The organism is Sphingobium anseongense (assembly GCF_037725245.1).
Classification (GTDB): domain Bacteria; phylum Pseudomonadota; class Alphaproteobacteria; order Sphingomonadales; family Sphingomonadaceae; genus Sphingobium.
Genome location: NZ_JBBJUL010000003.1, coordinates 50,282 through 69,412 on the forward strand (window position 1 = coordinate 50,282; position 19,131 = coordinate 69,412).

General features: G+C 65.7%; 18 protein-coding genes. 4 read left to right on the plus strand and 14 right to left on the minus strand.

All coding sequences use genetic code 11. The features are described from left to right. Positions 1 to 47: 47 nt before the first annotated feature. Complete coding sequence (locus WG908_RS04795; protein WP_340185436.1) at positions 48 to 971, minus strand: LysR family transcriptional regulator; 924 nt, start codon at positions 969 to 971, stop codon at positions 48 to 50. A gap of 131 nt (positions 972 to 1,102) precedes the next feature. Here WG908_RS04795 and WG908_RS04800 point away from each other — a divergent pair, with 131 nt between their 5' ends. Further along, entirely contained in the window at positions 1,103 to 2,782 is a 1,680-nt protein-coding gene (locus WG908_RS04800) for an MFS transporter (RefSeq protein WP_340185437.1), read from the plus strand. 24 nt (positions 2,783 to 2,806) lie between these two features. Here WG908_RS04800 and yihA read toward each other — a convergent pair whose 3' ends face one another. The 9 genes from yihA to WG908_RS04845 form a co-directional block, all read right to left on the minus strand. Further along, on the minus strand, positions 2,807 to 3,448 hold the full coding sequence (gene yihA / locus WG908_RS04805; protein WP_340185438.1) for a ribosome biogenesis GTP-binding protein YihA/YsxC: 642 nt from the start codon (positions 3,446 to 3,448) through the stop codon (positions 2,807 to 2,809). 84 nt (positions 3,449 to 3,532) lie between these two features. Then, a complete protein-coding gene (yidC, locus tag WG908_RS04810; protein WP_340185439.1) occupies positions 3,533 to 5,251 on the minus strand; it encodes a membrane protein insertase YidC in 1,719 nt (572 codons plus the stop codon). A 42-nt stretch (positions 5,252 to 5,293) separates the two neighbouring features. Further along, positions 5,294 to 5,506: a membrane protein insertion efficiency factor YidD gene (gene yidD, locus WG908_RS04815; protein WP_340185440.1), complete on the minus strand. Its 213-nt coding sequence runs from the start codon at positions 5,504 to 5,506 to the stop codon at positions 5,294 to 5,296. Further along, positions 5,503 to 5,934, minus strand: coding sequence for a ribonuclease P protein component (gene rnpA, locus WG908_RS04820; RefSeq protein ID WP_340185441.1), 432 nt, complete (start codon positions 5,932 to 5,934; stop codon positions 5,503 to 5,505). Before rnpA ends, yidD begins: the two co-directional genes overlap by 4 nt. Positions 5,935 to 5,963: 29 nt before the next feature. Next, positions 5,964 to 6,098, minus strand: a complete 135-nt coding sequence (gene rpmH / locus WG908_RS04825; protein WP_006959075.1) for a 50S ribosomal protein L34 — start codon at positions 6,096 to 6,098, stop codon at positions 5,964 to 5,966. A 123-nt stretch (positions 6,099 to 6,221) separates the two neighbouring features. Further along, positions 6,222 to 6,686 carry an SRPBCC family protein gene (locus WG908_RS04830; protein WP_340185442.1) on the minus strand — a complete coding sequence of 155 codons (465 nt, stop codon included), beginning with the start codon at positions 6,684 to 6,686 and terminating at the stop codon, positions 6,222 to 6,224. Beyond that, positions 6,683 to 7,174 (minus strand): VOC family protein, encoded by a 492-nt coding sequence (locus WG908_RS04835; protein WP_340185443.1) that lies wholly within the window; start codon positions 7,172 to 7,174, stop codon positions 6,683 to 6,685. The genes WG908_RS04830 and WG908_RS04835 overlap by 4 nt, the downstream gene beginning before the upstream one ends. Further along, complete coding sequence (locus WG908_RS04840) at positions 7,171 to 7,986, minus strand: VOC family protein (RefSeq protein WP_340185444.1); 816 nt, start codon at positions 7,984 to 7,986, stop codon at positions 7,171 to 7,173. The genes WG908_RS04835 and WG908_RS04840 overlap by 4 nt, the downstream gene beginning before the upstream one ends. Positions 7,987 to 8,010: 24 nt before the next feature. Then, a complete protein-coding gene (locus tag WG908_RS04845) occupies positions 8,011 to 8,373 on the minus strand; it encodes a DUF1428 domain-containing protein (protein WP_340185445.1) in 363 nt (120 codons plus the stop codon). 150 nt (positions 8,374 to 8,523) lie between these two features. On the opposite strand from WG908_RS04845, the gene WG908_RS04850 reads away from it, so the two are divergent. Continuing rightward, positions 8,524 to 9,189: an HxlR-like winged helix-turn-helix transcriptional regulator gene (locus tag WG908_RS04850; protein WP_340185446.1), complete on the plus strand. Its 666-nt coding sequence runs from the start codon at positions 8,524 to 8,526 to the stop codon at positions 9,187 to 9,189. A gap of 9 nt (positions 9,190 to 9,198) precedes the next feature. On the opposite strand, the gene WG908_RS04855 is transcribed toward WG908_RS04850, so the two are convergent. From WG908_RS04855 to WG908_RS04870, 4 genes are all read right to left on the minus strand, one after another. After that, positions 9,199 to 9,426: a hypothetical protein gene (locus WG908_RS04855; protein ID WP_340185447.1), complete on the minus strand. Its 228-nt coding sequence runs from the start codon at positions 9,424 to 9,426 to the stop codon at positions 9,199 to 9,201. A gap of 41 nt (positions 9,427 to 9,467) precedes the next feature. Beyond that, positions 9,468 to 10,235 carry a DsbA family protein gene (locus tag WG908_RS04860; RefSeq protein WP_340185448.1) on the minus strand — a complete coding sequence of 256 codons (768 nt, stop codon included), beginning with the start codon at positions 10,233 to 10,235 and terminating at the stop codon, positions 9,468 to 9,470. Continuing rightward, positions 10,232 to 11,584 carry a M48 family metalloprotease gene (locus WG908_RS04865; protein WP_340185449.1) on the minus strand — a complete coding sequence of 451 codons (1,353 nt, stop codon included), beginning with the start codon at positions 11,582 to 11,584 and terminating at the stop codon, positions 10,232 to 10,234. Before WG908_RS04865 ends, WG908_RS04860 begins: the two co-directional genes overlap by 4 nt. 161 nt (positions 11,585 to 11,745) lie before the next feature. Next, on the minus strand, positions 11,746 to 14,517 hold the full coding sequence (locus WG908_RS04870) for an Rne/Rng family ribonuclease (protein ID WP_340185450.1): 2,772 nt from the start codon (positions 14,515 to 14,517) through the stop codon (positions 11,746 to 11,748). A 543-nt stretch (positions 14,518 to 15,060) separates the two neighbouring features. Here WG908_RS04870 and WG908_RS04875 point away from each other — a divergent pair. Together WG908_RS04875 and WG908_RS04880 are read left to right on the plus strand one after the other, a co-directional pair. Then, the gene (locus WG908_RS04875) at positions 15,061 to 16,341 is read left to right on the plus strand and encodes an N-acetylmuramoyl-L-alanine amidase (protein WP_340185451.1); all 1,281 of its coding nucleotides are present in this window, start codon (positions 15,061 to 15,063) and stop codon (positions 16,339 to 16,341) included. Positions 16,342 to 16,528: 187 nt separating this feature from the next. After that, the gene (locus WG908_RS04880) at positions 16,529 to 19,063 is read left to right on the plus strand and encodes a penicillin-binding protein 1A (RefSeq protein WP_340185452.1); all 2,535 of its coding nucleotides are present in this window, start codon (positions 16,529 to 16,531) and stop codon (positions 19,061 to 19,063) included. Positions 19,064 to 19,131 lie beyond the last annotated feature (68 nt).

Consider the following 19,131-nt stretch of genomic DNA (forward strand, 5'->3'; position numbering starts at 1 on the left):
GGGTCACCGCCGTTGCGGGGGCGATGGAGGCGTCGGGCGACGAAGGATCAGAGGAACAGGAATTGCGCCAGCGCGGCGACCGGCCCCTGATCGGCATCCGCGCGGATCGCCTGGCGAACCTCGACCGGGGGCAGTGGGTCGGCGAGGCGAATGCGGCCGACCCCCGCCATGCGGCCGAAATCGCGCGCGAGCGGGCCAAAGGCAGCGAACCAGCCTTCGCCGCCGCGCACCGCCAGCATGATTTCGAACAGATTGTCGGTTTCCAGTGCTGGCCGCGTCGGCGGCAGCCCCGCCCTGCCCAGCGCCTGTTCGACGATGTGGCGCAGGCCGTTGGCGCGGTCCATCGCCAGCGGCGGCACGCCGGTCAGATCGGCAAGGCTGACCGTGTCTGCCCGCGCGAGCGGATGGTCCGCGCCCAGATAGATGCTGATCTGTTCGGACCAGACATAGCGCGAGGGCGGGGTTTCCGGTTCGCCCAGCGCGTAGAAATAGGCGATGTCGGCAGCGCCGCCGGCGAGCATCGCGGCGGCTTCGCGCGCGGTATGGACGGCGAGGTCGAGGGTGATGGCGATGTCGGGATTGGCTTCCTCGAACGCGGTCAGCGCATCCTGGAAATGGCTGAACACCGGCGCGGGGGCGGCGATGGTGAGCGTGATGCGATCGTCGGCGGGCGGGCGGGCGAGGGGCGGCGCCGGCGATACGGGTGGCGGCGGGGCGATCGCGTCCCATTCATCCTGGGCCTGTTCCGACAGCAGCGCCATCGCCCGCACCGTCTTGCGGCCTGCCTCGGTCAACTGCGAGGAGCCCATGCGCCGTTCGAACAGGGCATAGCCGAGCCGCGATTCGAGTGCGGCCATGTCGCGTTCGACCGTGTCGCGGGGCAAACCCAGTTCGCGCGCGCACGCATCGACGCTGCCCGACGCCACCATCTGCGCGAATATGTCCAGCTGGCGCAGGGAAGGGGATGTCATGGCCCCGGCTTAAAGGAAAAGCGGGGCGGGGTTAAGCGCCAAATCCCGACCATGTATGCGCGTTGCGCTTGCCAGCGGTGCCGTGGCATGTCTTAGGTGACGGGACGATTTCGCGGGATCAGGGGCGAACATTGAGCGGCTGCACGGACGAGAGCGATCCCGATATGTCCGGTGGCTGGAAGGCGCTGGCACCGCTGCGCGACCGGACCTTCCGCACGATCTGGCTCGCCAGCCTGGCGTCCAATTTCGGCCAGCTGGTGCTGGGCGTCGCGGCGGCGTGGGAAATGACGCGGCTGGGCCAGTCGGCGGAGATGATCGCGCTGGTGCAGACCGCGCTGATGCTGCCGCTGATGCTGGTATCGGTGCCTGCGGGCGCGATCGCCGATATGTTCGATCGTCGCAAGATCGCGCTGATCGGGCTTTGTTTCGCGTCTGCCTGCGCCTGCGTGCTGACGCTGCTGTCCGTCGCCGGGCTGGCCAGCCCCTGGACGATGCTGGCCTTTTGTTTCCTGATCGGCTGTGGCGTCGCGCTCTATACACCCGCCTGGCAGGCTTCGATGGTCGAGCATGTGCCCGTGCGGCAGATGTCGGCGGCGGTCTCGCTGGGCGCGGTAAGCTATAATATCGCGCGCAGCTTCGGTCCGGCGCTGGGCGGATTGATAGTGATGACCGTAGGCGCGACCGCGGCGTTCGGCCTCAACGCGCTTTTCTATCTGCCGCTGATCGCCGCGTTCCTGATGTGGAAGCGGCCCCATGTGCCGCCGCGTCTGCCGCCCGAGCGGATCGACCGGGCGATCATATCCGGCCTGCGCTATTCCCTCCATTCCCCGCCGGTCCGATCCGTGATCCTGCGCAGCCTGGCGTTCGGCCTGGCGAGCGGCGTCGTCATCGCGCTGCTGCCCCTTGTCGCTCGCGACATGCTTCATGGCGACGCGAGCACCTATGGGCTGCTGCTGGGCGCCTATGGCGTCGGCGCGGTCATCGGCGCGCTGACCGTCAGCGACCTGCGCGAACGCATCCGCCCGGAAATCACCGTCCGGGTGGGCATCGTCGTCATGGGACTGATGATGCTGGTCATCGGCACCAGTCATCATCTGGCGTTGACGAGCCTGGCGCTGGTGATCATCGGCGCGTGCTATCTGTTGGTCCTGGCGCTGTTCAACGTGTCGATCCAGACATCGGTGCCGCGTTGGGTGGTGGCCCGATCGGTTGCGCTTTACTATGCTTCGGCCTCGGGCGGCATGGCTTTCGGGTCGTGGATGTGGGGCGCGATGGCGGCGGGGTATGGCGCGGACAGCGCGATGCTGGCGGCTGGGGTGATGACGCTCGCGCTGCCGGTGCTGTTCCTGCCCCTGCCCTTGCCCGAAACCGGCATTGCCGCGATCGACCCCGCGCCGGTGGACGGCGAGTTGCAGGTCGGGCTGGCGATCAGCGGGCGCAGCGGGCCTATCGTCGTGGAGGTCGATTATCGCGTCGACCCGGCCGACGCGCGCGCCTTTTACGGCAAGATGGTCCAGATCCAGACCGCCAAGATGCGCAACGGCGCGTTCGAATGGACCATCGCGCGCGACATAGGCGATCCGGCGCTGTGGACAGAGCGCTATCATTTTCCGACCTGGCAGGATTATCTGCGCCATCGGGACCGGCTGACCACCGCCGACCGCGCGCTTCAGGCCGAGGTCGACGCCTTCAGCAGCCTGAAATCAGATGATCGCGTGCGTCGGCGACTGGAGCGGCCGATGGGTTCGGTTCGCTGGCGCGCGGAAACGCCCGATCCGGGCGGCGACAACGTCAACGTCTTTGGTCCCTGAAACGGACCAAGCGACGTAACGCGCTCAGCCGATGCTTTCGACCACCGCGGCGCGCAGTTCGGGCAGGCCCATGCCCTTTTCGCTGGATGTGGCGATGATATCGGGGTGCGCGGCGGGGCGCTTGCGGATCGCATCGGCGGTGGCCTGGGTAACGGCGGCAAGCTCGCTCGCCTTGATCTTGTCCGCCTTGGTCAGCACGATGCGATAGCTGACCGCCGCGCCGTCGAGCATGTCGAGCATGTCATTGTCGACATCCTTGATGCCGTGGCGCGCGTCGATCAGCACCAGCGTGCGCTTGAGCGCGGAACGGCCGCGCAGATAGTCGTTCACCAGGAAACGCCATTTCCGCACGACGTCCTTGGGCGCCTTGGCATAGCCATAGCCGGGCATGTCGACGAGGCGGAAGCGCAGGGGATCGCCCACGTCGAAGAAGTTCAGTTCCTGGGTGCGGCCCGGCGTGTTGGAGGTGCGGGCGAGGGCGTTGCGATTGGTCAAGGCATTGAGCAGCGAGGATTTGCCGACGTTGGAACGGCCCGCGAAGGCGACTTCGTTGACGGCCATGTCGGGCAGGAATTGAAGGTCCGGCGCGGATTTGAGGAAGGCGATCGGCCCGGCGAAGATCTTCCGCGCGTCCTCGATCGGGTCTGTTTCAGGAGTATCGTTCATATCAAAGTCCGTTCGGTTCGAGCCTGTCGAGAAGCATTGCGCGCCGTTCTCGACAAGCTCGAACCGAACGGGATGGGAATGAGGTTACTTCGCCTCCACGGTCGTGCCGAGCACCGGATGGCGCTTGTACAGCCACCATTGTTGCAGCATCGACAGACAGTTGTTGGTGATCCAGTAGACCAGCAGCCCCGCCGCGAAGGGGGCCATGATGAACATCATCATCCACGGCATGATCGCGAATATCTGCTGCTGCATCGGGTCCATCTGCGCCGGGTTGAGCTTGAACTGAAGCCACATCGAAATGCCAAGCAAGATCGCCAGCACGCCGATGGCGAGGAAGGCGGGGGGCTGGAAATCGAGCAGGCCGAACAGGTTCAATATGTGCAGCGGATCGGGCGCCGACAGATCCTTGATCCACAGCACGAAGGGCTGGTGACGCATTTCGATGGTCAGCATCAGCACCTTGTACAGCGCGAAGAAGATCGGGATCTGGATGAAGATCGGCAGGCAACCCGCGAGCGGATTGACCTTTTCGGTCTTGTAGAGCGCCATCATCTCCTGCTGGAGCTTGGGCTTGTCGTCCTTGTAGCGTTCCTGGAGCGCCTTCATCTTGGGCTGAACCGCGCGCATCGCCGCCATGCTGGCGAACTGGCGCTGGGCCACCGGGAACATCAGCGCCCGGACCACGAATGTGAGGCATATGATCGCGACACCGAAATTGCCGATATGTTCGAACAGCCAGTGAAGGAGAGCGAAGATCGGCTTTTCGAACCAGTAGAACCAGCCCCAGTCGATCGCGCGGTCAAACAGAGGGACCGCCTGGCCAGCGGCGCCATCCTGATAGGCTTCGAGCGTCTTGACCTCCTTGGCGCCGACGAACAGCCGGGTGGTCTGCGTCACGGACTTGCCCGCGCCCAGCAGGACGGGGTTCAGGGCGATGTCGGCCTGATATTGCGTGCCGGCACCTTTACGGAACTGGCCGGCGAAGGGGCGTTGCTGGTCGGGGATCAGCGCGGACAACCAATATTTGTCGGTGAAGCCGATCCAGCCGCCGGTCGACTGGAAGTTCCGGGTCGACGGGCCTTTGTTCAAATCGCCATAATTGACGTCGTAATCGGCCGCGCCGTTGAAGACGCCCATCGGCCCTACATGGATGGTCCAGGTATCGGGATCCTTGGGAACGCTCGATCGGCTGATATAGCCATAGGGCTTGGCCGCGACCGTGCCCGCACCGGTGTTGGACAGCTTCTGTGCGGCCGTGATCATATAGTCGTTGTCGACCGACAGGCGGATTTCGAAAAGCTGGCCCGCGCCATTGTTCCAGCTGAGCGTCACCGGCGTGGTCGGCGTCAGCGCCGAGCCTTGCGCGGTCCAGACCGTGTCCTTGGTCGGCGCTTTCAACCCTTCGCCCTGCCAGCCAAAGCCCGCGAAATAGGCGTCGGCGGTGCCGGCGGGCGAATAGAGCCGGATCGCAGGCGAGTTTTTGGCGATCGTTTCGCCATAGGTCGGCAGGACGATGTCGTCGATGCGCGCGCCCTTGAGGTTGATCGAGCCGATCAGCTTGGGCGTGCGGATGGGCACGCGCGGCGCTTCCTTCAGCACGGCGGCGCGATCGCGGATCGCCGTGGGGCTGTCGGCGGCGGGATCGGCGCTGGGGGACGCCACCGGCGTAGTCCTGCCGCCTTCTATCCGCGTCGCCGGCGGGTTGGCCGCGGGGAAGAAATAGGTCGACACATAGGGCCAGCCGAACAGGATCAGCGCGGTGAGGACCACCGCCAGAATGATATTTTTCTTGTCGTCCACGCTCGTTCGCGCTCCCGCCGTCTTGTTCTTGTCGCTGTCGGTTCAGGGAACCGGATCGTAACCGGACCCGCCCCATGGGTGGCATCGCATTAGCCGCTTGATCGCCAGCCAGCTACCCTTGACCGCGCCATATTTTTTGAGCGCGTCGATCGCATATTGCGAGCAGGACGGAGCATAGCGGCAGGAGGGCGGAAGGATGCGCGACGGGCCAAGTTGCCAGGCGCGCGAAATCAGGATGAGCAGGCGAGCGATCATCTTTCCTCACCGGCACCGCTCAAGCCAGTGGAGGGCGATTTCCCCGCGCGCGGCGGCAGGTCGGCAGCTCGTTCCGCCGGGATTCGCCGGCCCCCCTCCCGTGCCGGGGAGGCATGCATCACCTTGCGCAGCGCTCGTTCCAGTTCGGCGCGCAGCTGGGCAAAGTCGCGCTCGATCCCGCCCGCGCGGCCGATCAGCACATGATCGGCGCCAGCCACACCCAGCGCCGGCAGCGTTTCGCGGGCCAGAACGCGAAAACGACGCTTCATCCGGTTACGGACGACAGCGCCGCCAATCTTCTTGGTCACGGTGATGCCAAAGCGCATCGCCGGATCACCATCGCCCCGATCGCGCACCAGCAGGACAAAGCCGGGCATGGGCGCCCGCCGTCCCCGATTCGCGGCCAGGAAGTCAGCGCGCCGGGCCATGACGGCCGGCGCTGCCGAAAGCGGCTGGCTCAGGCCGACAGGCTCTTGCGGCCACGGGCGCGGCGCGCGCGGATGATGTTGCGGCCGCCCGGCGTCGCCATGCGGGCGCGGTAACCGTGACGGCGCTTCCGAACCAGATTGCTCGGCTGAAAGGTGCGCTTCATCGTTCATTCCTCAAAATGCAAATCAAGAATCGGGCATGACAAAAAAAGGCCGCTTGTGCAGCGACCGCAAGTCAGGGGGCGTCCGATAGGCAAAAGGCGACCGGAAGTCAACGGGCGGTCCCCCTATGCCTTTGCAACGGCCTCTTCGCATAGTGCCGCGAGCTGATCGGCGACTTTGCCCCAGCCTTCGGCAAAGCCCATGTCCGCATGCGCCTTCATCGAATCGGCGTCCCAGTGACGCGCGGCCGCAGTATAGCGGGTGCCGCCGTCTTCGGGTTCGAAGGTGGTGATGGAGGTCATGAAGGGCTTTTGCGGGACCCAGCCGGCGGCATAGGCGTCGGTGCTGACGATCCTGCGGCCCGGCACCACCTCCAGAAACACGCCTTCGTTCGGAAAATGCTCGCCGCCGGGGCCGTGCATCGTCAGGGCGGAGCGGCCGCCGGGGCGCAGGTCCATTTCGTCGATCGTCACGGTCCAGGGCCTGGGGCAGAACCAGTCTGCGGTCCGTTCGGTCCAGACCTGCCACACGATGTCCGGCGGCGCGGCGATGTGGCGCGTGACCGACAGTTCCAGATTGCTCTCGTTCATGCCCCGTCTCCATCGAATGCCGCCTGAAGCGCGGCGATGTCCAGTTTCTGCATCGTCATCATCTTTTGCATCATGCGCGCGATGGCCGGCTTGTCGCCGCTCTTGTACCAGGCGATCATCGCTTCGGGCACCAGTTGCCAGGAAAAGCCGAACCTGTCCCTGACCCAGCCGCATTCGACCGGCGCGCCGCCATCGGCGGTCAGCGCGTCGAAATAGCGGTTCAGTTCGGCCTGGTCCCTGCACGCCACCGACAACGACACCGCTTCTGTGAATTTGAACTCCGGGCCGCCGTTCAGTGCCTGATAGGATTGGCCGAACAGGGTGAATTCGACCAGCAGCACCGCGCCCCCTTCGAACCGGGCGGGCGAATCATGACCTTCGGGATAATGGCTGACCATGTCGACCGAGCCGCCAAAGACCGAGACGTAGAAATTGGCGGCTGCTTCGGCCTGGCCGTCGAACCACAGGCAGGGGGAAATCTTGCTCATCGGCCTGCTTCCTTGTTCGACCTCATGCCGACGACGGCGAACATGGCGCCTTGCGGGTCGGTCGCCTGCACGATCCAGGCGCCGCCCGGCACTTCCATCGGGCCGTGGAGGACAGTGCCGCCGCCGGCCGTGATCCTGTCATGCGCCGCGTCGATGTCAGCGACGGAGAAATAGAAGAGCCAGCCGGGCATGGGCATTTCGGCGGGCTTGGGCATGATCGCGCCGGTCATGCCGTCAAAGCTCGCCACCCGTTCCTGCGAAAGCAACTGGTAGCTGCCCATCGGCCCCATATCCATGGCGTCGCCCGTGACCCAGCCGAACTGGCCAGTGTAGAACGCCAGGTCGGCGTCGAAATCGCCGCTGTGCAGTTCGTGCCAGCCGACATGGCCGGGAGTCATCGGCGGCGGTGGCGTCATCCCTTCGGGGCTGGAGCCGTTGAGCAGCATGAAGGTCGCGCCACCCGGATCGCCCATCACCGCGAAGCGACCTACGCCCGGAATATCCTGCGGCGCGCGGCGGATGCTCGCGCCCGCCGCGCTCAGCCGTGCCGCGTCGGCATCGACATCGGCCGAGCCGATATAGCCGCCCCACCAGGACGACATGCCGCAAGTCGCCGCTTCCGCCGGGATCGCCATGATCCCGCCCACGCCACCATGCGCGCTGCTGACGACATGATAGACGTCGCCGTTGGGGTCACCGCCGCCGAACGGGGTGACGCTCCAGCCCACGACATCGCCGTAAAAGGCGATTGCGGCGTCGGGATCGCTGGTCATCAGTTCATACCAGAAGAATTTCCCTGCACGATCGGTCATCGTCCGTCTCCTGAGCGAGAGCCATCAGCCCTTTTGATCGAGCAGCACGGAAAAACCGCCATAGATCATGCGTGCGCCCGAAAAGGGCATGCCCTGTCCTTCGGGCGGCTTCATCCGCTCGTCGGCCATGACCTTTTCATTGCCGGCGTCGCGCGTCGCCTTGTCGGGCCATTCGATCCAGGAAAAGACGATCTCCTCGCCTTCCTCGGCGATGACGCAGGTGCGGAAGTCGTTGGTCTTGCCTTCCTTGACGTCGTCGCCCCAGCATTCGACCACGCGGAGCGCGCCATATTCCAGGAAGATCGGCGCGGCCATCGCCGCCATGTCGATATAGGCCTGCTTCTTGTCCCTCGGCACGGGGATCACAAAACCGTCCATATAGCTCATCGTGACTCTCCTTTCATTGGTCCGGGCGAGGGGCGGTCCAAGGGGGCGGCATTTACGCTAGCGTCCAGCGACTCACCGACTTGAACTTTTTGCACTCGATCATTATTTCATGCAACATAGAAGTTATAAAATATAACTAGGGACGCGCAGTTGAAGAAACGAGCCTATCAGGATGGATGCGCGACCGCCCATGCGCTCGACATCGTGGGCGATCGCTGGGCGATGCCGATCATGCGCGAATTGCTGCTGGGACCCAAGCGGTTCACCGATTTGCGCGCCGCGCTGCCCGGAATCAGCGCCAATGTGCTGACGCAAAGGCTGGACGAGCTGGAAGCCACCGCGATTCTGGCCCGCCGCCGGCTGCCGCCGCCCGCCGCGAGCCAGATTTACGAGCTGACGGCGTGGGGCCGCGAGTCGGAAATCCTGTTCCAGGTGCTTGGCCGCTGGGCCGCCCGCTCGCCGACGATGGCGCCGGGGATGCCGATGAGCGTGTCGTCGCTGATATTGTCGATGCGCACGATGATCGATCGCCCGGCGCTGGGTGATCTGCGCGCGACATTGGGCTTTCGCTTTGGCGAGGAAATGTTCCGGGCGGAGATCGCGCAGGGCGACTTCGTCATCGACCGCGCGCCGGTGGACGGCGCGGACGTGATCTTTGCCGGGGATCAGAACGGCCTCGCGGCGGTCATCTATGGCGGCGCATCGTTCGAGGCGGTGGCCGACCGGCTGGAGGTGAAGGGCGACCGCGCGCTGGCCGATCGGTTCGTGACGCTGTTCCCGCTGCCGCCCAAGGCGCCGCCGGCCGGGGCGCGTTAGGCTGCCCGCCTATCTGCCGCGATAATAGCGTTCGCGGCTGTTGCTCCAGACAATCTGGCAGACGCCGGTTATCGCCAGCAACAGCCCCCACAGCGCCCAGCGCTTGTCGTTGGCCATGAAGCTTTCAAGGAAGGCGATGTTGAGTCCCTGGAGAATCCAGACGCCGCCCATGAGGACCATGAGCAGGCCGAGCAGGGTGCTGACCGCGCGCATCACGCCGTTGAAGAGTTCGCTCATCCCGTCCTGCTCCCGTCGTTCGGGCCGCTGCGGCCCCGTGCCTATTTCGTTCGCGCCGCCGCTACCGCCGCCTTGAGCGCGTCATAACCCACCGCGCCGCTCAGCACCTGTCCGCCGATGACGAAGGTCGGGGTGCCGGTGGCCTGCAATTTCTGTGCGAGCGCGATATTCGACTGGATTTCGCCGTCGTAGCGGCTGGCCGTCATCGCCGCTTCGGCAGCCTTGCGGTCTATGCCGACGCTGGCGGCGGCGGCGAAGATGGTGTCGCGAGTCACGCGGCCGGCGCCGTAAAGCGCCTTGTGGAAGGGCATATATTTTCCCCGCTCCGCCGCCAGCAGCGAGACCTTGGCCGCGTCGCTGCTATGTTCGGACAGGATCGGCAGTTCGCGATAGACGACCTTGACGCCCTTGTCCTCGCCCACCAGCCGGGACAGATCGGGAAGCGAGGCGCGACAATAGCTGCAGGCATAATCGAAAAATTCGGCGACGACGACGTCCCCCCGCGCCGCACCTTCCCACGCGCCGGCAAAGGGCGTTTCGATCGCCTGACGATTGGCGTCGATGGTGCCGCTCATCCGCTTGGCTTGCAGCTTTTCCACCGCCTGCGGGATGATTTCGGGATGGTCGAGGATATAGTCGTGGACGATCCTTTCGATCGCAGCCCTGTCCGTGGCGTTGATCGACGCGGGGGCCTGTACGGCGACCGCGGTGCCGGCCGCCGCGGCGGAGAAGGCGAGGAAACCCAGGAGCATCTGCATCTTTCTGTTGGAGAGGGCGGCGGCGAAGCCCGGCCGGGCAGGATCGGTCATTTCTTCTTCCGCTGCTGTTCGACGGCGGCACGCGATACCATGGCGATGTCCTGCGCGCGCAGATAATCGACGGTGCCGGTCTTGAGACCCTGCATCGCCGCATCGGCGCTGCGCAGCGCCATCTGGTCCTGGCCCATCATCTGGTAGCGTTCGGCCGTCGCCAGCGCGGCGCGGGGAATGTCGCCGCGCCGTTCATAGACGACGCCCAGTTGATACCAGGCGAACGGGTTTTCCCGATCGCGCGCGACCGCGTTGCGCAACACCGCTTCGGCCTCGGCGAAATTCTTCTCGTCCTCGCTGGCGATCAGCGCATGGCCCAGCAGCACAGCGATCAACGGCTGGTTGGTCGCGGCGACCGCCCGGCGCAGCGGTGCGATGGCATCGACCGGGCGACCGCTTTCCAGCAGGATCTGGCCCTTGAGTTCCAGGAAATAGGGGTCGGCAGGCGCGGCGGCGAGCAGCGCATCGACTTCTTCCAGCGCCTTTTGCGGGTAGGCGCTTTTATGCCAGGCATAGGCGCGGGCATAGCGGGCGGGCACCGACTGGTCGGTTTCGGGATATTTGATCAGCGTCTGGGTGGGTTCGGACGCGAAGCCGACCAGCTTGGCCTTGATCCGTTCGAACCGCGCTTCGAGCGCCGGGTCGATCGGCTTGTCCCAGGCGGGATCGACGACATAGACTTCGCGCAGCACCGAAATGCGCTCGCCCGACAGCGGATGGGTGCGGCCATAGCTGTCGTCCTGGGGAATGGCGAGGCGATATTCCTGATTCTGGAGCTTCTTGAAGAATTCGAGGCTGCCCTTGCCGGACAGCCCGGCCGCGCTCAGATAGCGCGCGCCCGCGAGGTCGGCGGAGCTTTCCTGCGCGCGGGAAAAGGCCAGGAACTTGCCCATCGCCGCCTGTTGCCCGGCGGCCAGGATGCCCATGCCGGCTTCGGCCCCGCCCGCCGCCATGGCCGCGGCGCCCAGAACGAGGCTGAGCAGGGTGATGCCGGTCGCGGTCTTGATCCCTTCGGACGAGCGGATGATATGTCCGCCCTCGATATGGCCTAGCTCGTGCGCGACGACGCCCTGAAGCTGGTTCACATTGTCGGCCTGCGCGATCAGGCCGCTATGCACCCAGACATATTGGCCGCCGGCAACGAAGGCGTTGATTTCCGGGTCGTTGATGACGAGGACCTGGACGTTGCGCGGCTCCATGCCCGCCGCCTTCACCAGCGGCGCGGACATGTCGTTCATGAAGGCTTCGGTTTCAGCGTCGCGCAGGATCTGCTGCGCGACCGCGGGACGCGCCAGCATGGCCAGCGCCGCGATCAGGACGGCGCACCATCGCAGGGCGCGGCCCTTCATCGGCGGCCCGCCACGGGGAAAGCATGTCCGGTCACGGGCGAGGGCAGTGCCACCGCGCCGATGAACGCACGGTGAAAGCTGGGCAGGGAAAGCGGAGCAGGGGACACGCCGCCGATCGCCGGCGGAGCCGGGCAAGCGACGGCGCGTCCATCCTGTTCATCCTATTCGCCGAAGGTGCGCTGCCACCAGCCGCGACGGGGCGCGCCGGCCTCTTCCTCACTTTCGGCTTGGGCGGCGTTGCCATCGGCATTGTCGCCGGCCTGGACCAGCATCGGCGCCTGGGGCGCGGTCTCGGCGACAGGCTCGGCGGCCTCCGCCTGGGCCGTGGGGGCGGCCTCGGCTTCGCTCTGGGCAGGCCCTTCGACGTCGCTCGCGGCTGCCTTCTTGCGACGGGTGCGCTTGGGCTTGGCCTCGGATGCAGGCTCGGGCGCCTGCGGTTCGACCGCTTCGGCTTGGGTTGCGTCCTCGACGTCGCTCGCGACCGCCTTCTTACGACGGGTGCGCTTGGGCTTGACCGCTTCCTCCGCCACCGGATCGGCGCTGGCGTCGCCAGCATCGGTTTCGGCCACGAGCGGTGCGGGCGCTTCGACTGCGTCCGCCTCGACCGGCGCGGCCTTGCGGGCGCGCGGACGGCGGCGGGTCTTGGGCGCTTCCTCTGCGACGGGTTCGCCAGGGCCATCGGCTTCGGCACTTTGCGCTACCGGTTCGGCCGCTTCGGCGGGCGCATCCGCGCCGTCGCCGCCTTCGTCGGCAACGTCGCCGCCGGTTGCGGCATCGCCGCCACCTTCGCGCCGGCGGCGTCCGCCGCGACGACCGCGACGGCTGCGGCGACGGCCTTCCTCGGCATCGCCTTCACCTTCCGCGGTGACGTCGGCGGGGCGCTCGTCGCCCGCGTCGCCATCGGCCAGCACATCTTCAGCTTCGTCAGCCTCTTCGCCATTGTCTGACGGCGCATCGGCGCCTTCCTCGCGACCGCCCTCGCGCGGGCCGCGCCGACCGCGCCGACGACGGCGCTTGCGCCGACCGCCGTCGCGATCCTCACGCTCGCCCGTGCGCTCGGGGCGCTCCTCGCGCTCGACGGCTTCTGCTTCCTCGATTTCCTCGATCTCGTCCTCTTCCTCGGGCAGATCGTCATCGTCATCCTCGATGACGACCGGCGCATAGGTTACCACGCGCTCGGGCCGGGGCCCGCTGGCCTCCACCGACATGCGCGCGCCCTCAACCTCGCCATCGGGAAGGATGACGATGCGGACGCCGTAGCGCTGCTCGATCTCGTCCAGTTCGCGGCGCTTGTTGTTGAGGACGTAGAAGGCCGCTTCCTGGCTGGCGCGCAGGGTGATGACATTGCCACGGCCGCGCGCGGCTTCTTCCTCCAGCATCCGCAGCGCGGACAGGCCGGCGGACGAAGCGGTGCGCACGAGGCCCGTCCCTTCGCAATGCGGACATTCGCGGGTGGACGCTTCGAGGACGCCGGTGCGCAAGCGCTGGCGGCTCATTTCCATCAGCCCGAAACCGGAGATGCGACCGACCTGGATGCGGGCGCGATCGTCCTTGAGCGCCTCCTTCATCGCCTTCTCGACCTTGCGGATGTTGGAGTTCACCTCCATGTCGATGAAGTCGATCACGACGAGGCCAGCCATGTCGCGCAGGCGCAATTGGCGCGCGATTTCGCGCGCGGCCTCCAGATTGGTGGCGACGGCGGTCTGTTCGATGCCATGTTCGCGGGTGGAGCGGCCCGAGTTGATGTCGATCGATACCAGCGCTTCGGTCGGGTTGATGACCAGATAGCCACCCGATTTGAGCTGAACCACCGGGTTGTACATCGCGGCGAGCTGGTCCTCGACGCCGGCGCGCTGGAACAGCGAGACCGGATCGGCATAGCTTTGCACGCGCCGGGCGTGGCTCGGCATCAGCAGCTTCATGAAATCCTTGGCCGCGCGATAGCCGAATTCGCCCTCGACGATCACTTCCTCGATATCCTTGTTATAGATATCGCGGATGGCGCGCTTGATGAGGTCGCTGTCATTGTGGATCAGCGCGGGCGCGGCGGATTTGAGCGTATTTTCGCGGATCTCGTCCCACAGGCGAGCGAGATAGTCGAAGTCCCGCTTGATTTCCGGCTTGGTGCGCTGAAGCCCGGCGGTACGGACGATGCAGCCCATGGTGGAGGGCAACTGCATTTCGGCGATGATGGATTTCAGACGCTTGCGATCGGCCGCGTTGCTGATCTTGCGGCTGATGCCGCCGCCGTGCGACGTGTTGGGCATCAGCACGCAATAGCGGCCCGCGAGGCTGAGATAGGTGGTCAGCGCCGCGCCCTTGTTGCCGCGCTCTTCCTTGACGACCTGGACCAGCAGCACCTGGCGGCGCTTGATGACGTCCTGGATCTTGTAGCGGCGGCGCAGCGCCATGCGCTTGCGGCGCAATTCCTCGGCCGCATCGTCGCCGCGACCGCGACCGCGCCGCTGGGGCCTGCCGCCTTCGCTGCTTGCGCCTTCGCCGGCTTCGCCGCCCTCTGCCTCGCCGCCGTCCTCATCGTCATGATGGTGCGACGCGTCGATATCCTCGACATCGTTGCCGGTGGCGTCGCCGTCGTCTTCATCCTCATCGTCATAGTCGGCGCGCAGCGCGGCCTCTTCCTCGGCATGCGCGCGTTCTTCGCGCAGCAACGCCTCGCGGTCTTCGCGCGGTATCTGGTAATAATCGGGGTGGATTTCGCTGAAGGCCAGGAAGCCGTGGCGATTGCCGCCATAATCGACGAACGCCGCCTGAAGCGACGGTTCGACCCGCGTGACCTTGGCTAGATAGATATTGCCCTTGAGTTGTTTGTGTTCGGCGGATTCGAAGTCAAATTCCTCGATCCGGTTTCCCTTGACGACCGCGACCCGGGTTTCTTCCCGGTGGCGCGCATCGATCAGCATACGCATTGTCATTTATGTTTCTCCGGCGCGGGCGGCCAGCGGCACTGGGCCGGGTCGCCACGCGATCATGACGGGACGACGGGCAGACATGCGTCTCTACAGGCGCGCATTGCGCCATCGTCCACGATTGTTGTTGGGTGGGTAGCGCGTCTGCTGCCTTGGCACGGCCGGGCGACATGCCGGCTCCAAAAACGCCCATCCACGCCGCCGCACCCGAAGACGGGTGGCAGTGGAGATGGGAAAAATGCCTCATTGCAGCGTCAACCTGGTTTTTCCTTGCGCCGGCAACGCACCGGTCGGGGAATATTAAGACCCGCTCGGCCGCTGCCCAATGGGGCGGGCCGCGCAGGAATGTGAATGGCTAGCAGTCAAAGGCCGGCGGAGCAACGCCCCTGCGAAATATTGTTGCTCGATTTCGGGTGCGCTTTTCCGGCCTGTCGCGGCCTGGATAAATATCCTCAAGCCCATGTTAACCGCATCCGTTGAGCGGCGGACAAGGGGTGGATGCTTAATCCGGGATTCAGCGTGGGGATGCGCTAGAACGGGTTAGCCCTTATGGAATTTGGCTGGACGGCCAAGGCCTCTGCGTTGCACAAGCGGCGCATGCTGAACAGCTTTGCTTTGGCAGGCGCGCTTGCGGTGTCGACGCCCGGAACGGCAGGTGGCATCGCCGCTGTCGACCTGGCCGGCGACCGGGTGACCTTGCGGTTCGACGAAGCGGTGGACGGCGCGTCCGCCTTCCTGCTCGATGGCCCCCAGCGCATCGCCCTCGACATCCACGGCGCGCAGGCAAGCGCCCGCGGCCTTGGCGGCGGGGAATCGGCGATCGCCGCCGTGCGTCAGGGGCAATTGAACGATGAGACGGCGCGCGTCGTGCTCGACCTCAGCAGTCCGGTCGTGCCCGCCGACGCACGCTTTGCCGCCGATGGCAAGTCGTTGAGCTTTTCACTCAAGAGCGTGTCGGACGCGGGCTTTCGCAGCGCCATCGGCAAGGGGCGCTCGATCATCGAGGCTCCCGACACCATGGCCGCCCGCCCGCCGCGGCGCGTCCACAGCATCACCGTGCCGATCCCCCCCGCCGCCAAGGGCGTGGCGCTGCCCCCGATCGAAGGGCCGCGCGACGCGAGCCGTCCGCTGGTGGTGATCGACGCTGGCCATGGCGGCCATGATCCGGGCGCGCTCAACAAGGATCTGGCCCGGCGCGAGAAGGATGTGACGCTCGCCATCGCCAGGGCCATCCGCGACCAGTTGGTCAGGACAGGTCGGGTGCGCGTGGCGCTGACCCGCGATGACGACCGCTTCCTGGTTTTGCAGGAGCGCTATGGCATCGCTCGCCGGCTGAGTGCCGATCTGTTCATTTCGATCCATGCCGATGCCGCCGAAAATATCGAGGCGCAGGGCGCGACTGTCTATACCCTGTCCGAAACCGCGTCGGACCGTGAAGCCGCGCGACTTGCCGCGCGCGAAAACAAGGCCGACATCATAAACGGCGTCAATCTGGGCGGCCAGTCGGGCGATGTGTCTTCGATCCTGATCGACCTGACGCAGCGCGAATCGATGAACATCTCGTCCAGCTTCGCGCAACTGCTCCAGCGCGAGGCGTCGCCCTATGTGCCGTTCCGCAGCGCCTATCACCGCTTTGCCTCGCTAATGGTGCTCAAAGCCCCCGACATCCCATCGGTCCTGTTCGAAACCGGCTATATCAGCAATGCCGCCGACGCCGAATTTCTGAGTTCGCGCGAAGGGCAGGGGAAAATCGCCCGCGGCGTCGCGCGCGCGATCGAAGTGCATTTCGCGCGCAAACTGGCGATGCGGGGCAGCGACGTCGGCGGGTGATCCGGTCCGGCATGGGGAGGGGAGCCGCGTCGCGGTGGTGGACGTCCATTGTTTCCCCCTGCTGCAGGCGCCAGCGGCGCATAGGCCCGCCAGCCTCCTCCCGATGCCGGGGAAGATTCGATAGTGCCACGCATCGAGCGATCCCCACTGGCCTTGCCCGTCATTTGCCCTTAGAGCCTCTGCCACGATGGAAGAGGCTGGATCGACCCCCCCTGAAAAGCAGTTCGCCTTTCGCCTGCGCCGTGACGATGCCGGCGCCGGCAGCGGGTTGCGCACATTGTGGCAGCGCCGTCCGTTTCGCTGGGCTGTCATCGCGCTCGGCGGCTTGCTGGTCGTTATTGCGCTGTTCTGGCTGATCTTCGCGCGCGGCCTGCCCGATGCCGCGACGCTGCTCGAATATGAACCGCCGCTGCCGACCATGGTGCGCGACGTCAACGGCCATCCGGTCCACAGCTATGCGCGCGAGCGACGGGTCCAGCTGCAATATAGCGATTATCCGCCGTTACTGATCCGCGCCTATCTGGCGGCGGAGGACAAGACCTTCTTTGAACATCATGGCGTCGATATTCCCGGCTTTGCCGGTGCGGTAATCGATTATGCCAGCAAGATCGGATCGGGCGAGCGCGCCAAGGGCGGGTCCACCATCACCCAGCAGGTCGCCAAGAACCTGCTGATCGGCGATGCCTATTCCCCCACCCGAAAGGTCAAGGAGATGATCCTGGCCTATCGCATGGAAAATGTGCTCTCCAAGCAGCAGATCCTCGAACTCTACCTCAACCAGATATTCCTTGGCCGCAATGCCTATGGCGTGCAGGCGGCGGCGCGCGCCTATTTCGACAAGGACGTGGCCGACCTGCAACTGCACGAGATGGCCTATCTGGCGATCCTGCCCAAAGGCCCGGCCAATTATCGCCCGGAAAGCGAAAGCGGCCATGCCCGCGCGGTCGACCGGCGCAACTGGGCGCTGGGCGAGATGGTGAAAAGCGGCTGGATCACGGCGGCGCAGCGCGATGCCGCGGTGGCCATGCCGCTTGGCACCGTGGCGATGCACAGCTCGGGCTTCGACGCGCGCGCGGGCGGCTATTATATGGAAGAGGTGCGACGCCGCCTGATCGAACGCTTCGGTGAAAAGGCGGAGGATGGCCCCAACAGCGTCTATGCCGGCGGCCTGTGGGTGCGCAGCCCCTATGACCCCGTCATCCAGGAAGGCACGACCACGGCGCTGCGCAACGGCCTGTTGCGGTTCGACGCGGGCAAGGGCTGGTCCGGGCCGGTGGGTCGGATCAACCTCGCCAATGGCTGGCGGCGCGAGCTGGCGGCAAGCTATATCGGCGTCGATTATGCGGAATGGCAGGTGGCGGCGGTGCTCGACAAGGCCGGCGGCGCAGCGACCATCGGCCTGACCGACGGCACCACCGGCATCCTGCCCGAAAGCGCCGCGCAGATGGCCTATCGCAAGATGGGCGTTCCGGCCTTTACCGCGATGAAGCCAGGCGACCTGATCGTCGTCGCCCGAAACGGATCGAGCTGGGCGCTGCGCTCCATTCCCGAAGTGTCGGGCGGCATGGTTGTGGAAGACACGCATGCCGGCCGCATCCATGCGCTTCAGGGTGGGTTCGATTCGCGGCTGTCATCCTATAATCGAGCGACCCAGGCGCTGCGCCAGCCGGGGTCGACGATCAAGCCGTTCGTCTATGCCTCGGCGCTCGACAATGGCATGACCCCGGCCTCGATCATCGTCGATGGTCCGCTGTGCGTCTATCAGGGCGCTGGACTGGGGCAGAAATGCTTCCGCAATTTTTCGGGCGGCAGCGCCGGGCCGCAGACGATGCGCTGGGGCGTCGAACAGTCGCGCAACCTGATGACCGTGCGCGCGGCGTCGCAAACCGGCATGGAGCGGGTGGTCCGCACCATCAAGGCGATGGGGATCGGCGATTATCAGCCCTATCTGTCCTTCGCGCTGGGCGCGGGCGAGACCACGGTGGAAAAGATGACCAACGCCTATGCGACACTGGTCAATCACGGCAAGCTGCTCAGCCCCAAGGTCATGGACTATGTCCAGGACCGGCGGGGCCAGGTGATCTGGCCCGAACGCTGGCGCCCGTGCGAGGGCTGCAACATGGCCAATTGGGATGGCAAGCCGATGCCGCGCTTCGGCTTTGAAGGGCGGCAGGTGATGAACCCGATGACCGCCTATCAGGTCGTGCATATCGCCGAGGGCGTCGTCCTGCGCGGCACCGCGACGGTGCTGGCGGACCTCAAGCGCCCGCTGTTCGGCAAGACCGGCACCACCAACGGCCCGACCAACGTGTGGTTCGTCGGCGGGTCGCCCGATCTCGTCGCCGGCGTCTATATCGGCTATGATCAGCCGCGCAGCCTTGGCGGATGGGCGCAGGGCGGGCGCATCGCCGCGCCGATCTGGAAGGCGGCGATGGCGCCGATCCTGGAAGATATGCCGATCACGCCCTTTATCGCGCCGGCGGGCGTCCGCATGGTCGCAATCGACCGGCGCTCGGGCCGCAGGGTCTATGGCGCCTGGCCGACCCACGAGCCAAAGGCGGCGGTGATATGGGAAGCGTTCAAACCGGAAACCGAACCGCGCCGGACCATCCGCAAGGAAGAAGCCGAAGCCCAGGCCAAGGTCGCCGACCGCCGCGCCGACCGCATCGTGCGCCAGCGCACGGACAGCGATTTCCTGTCCGACCAGGGCGGAATTTATTGAGGTTAGGGTGGCATCGCAACCGATGATCGTCTTGCGTCGACGGCATATGATCTTTGCATAGAAGTGCG

Coding starts and splice junctions, on each gene's coding strand:
- WG908_RS04795 (WP_340185436.1), bottom strand. CDS start 971: ATGACATCCCCTTCCCTGCGCCAGCTGGACATATTCGCGCAGATGGTG.
- yihA (WP_340185438.1), bottom strand. CDS start 3,448: ATGAACGATACTCCTGAAACAGACCCGATCGAGGACGCGCGGAAGATC.
- yidD (WP_340185440.1), bottom strand. CDS start 5,506: ATGATCGCTCGCCTGCTCATCCTGATTTCGCGCGCCTGGCAACTTGGC.
- rnpA (WP_340185441.1), bottom strand. CDS start 5,934: ATGGCCCGGCGCGCTGACTTCCTGGCCGCGAATCGGGGACGGCGGGCG.
- rpmH (WP_006959075.1), bottom strand. CDS start 6,098: ATGAAGCGCACCTTTCAGCCGAGCAATCTGGTTCGGAAGCGCCGTCAC.
- WG908_RS04830 (WP_340185442.1), bottom strand. CDS start 6,686: ATGAACGAGAGCAATCTGGAACTGTCGGTCACGCGCCACATCGCCGCG.
- WG908_RS04835 (WP_340185443.1), bottom strand. CDS start 7,174: ATGAGCAAGATTTCCCCCTGCCTGTGGTTCGACGGCCAGGCCGAAGCA.
- WG908_RS04840 (WP_340185444.1), bottom strand. CDS start 7,986: ATGACCGATCGTGCAGGGAAATTCTTCTGGTATGAACTGATGACCAGC.
- WG908_RS04845 (WP_340185445.1), bottom strand. CDS start 8,373: ATGAGCTATATGGACGGTTTTGTGATCCCCGTGCCGAGGGACAAGAAG.
- WG908_RS04855 (WP_340185447.1), bottom strand. CDS start 9,426: ATGAGCGAACTCTTCAACGGCGTGATGCGCGCGGTCAGCACCCTGCTC.
- WG908_RS04860 (WP_340185448.1), bottom strand. CDS start 10,235: ATGACCGATCCTGCCCGGCCGGGCTTCGCCGCCGCCCTCTCCAACAGA.
- WG908_RS04865 (WP_340185449.1), bottom strand. CDS start 11,584: ATGAAGGGCCGCGCCCTGCGATGGTGCGCCGTCCTGATCGCGGCGCTG.
- WG908_RS04870 (WP_340185450.1), bottom strand. CDS start 14,517: ATGACAATGCGTATGCTGATCGATGCGCGCCACCGGGAAGAAACCCGG.
- WG908_RS04875 (WP_340185451.1), top strand. CDS start 15,061: ATGGAATTTGGCTGGACGGCCAAGGCCTCTGCGTTGCACAAGCGGCGC.
- WG908_RS04880 (WP_340185452.1), top strand. CDS start 16,529: ATGGAAGAGGCTGGATCGACCCCCCCTGAAAAGCAGTTCGCCTTTCGC.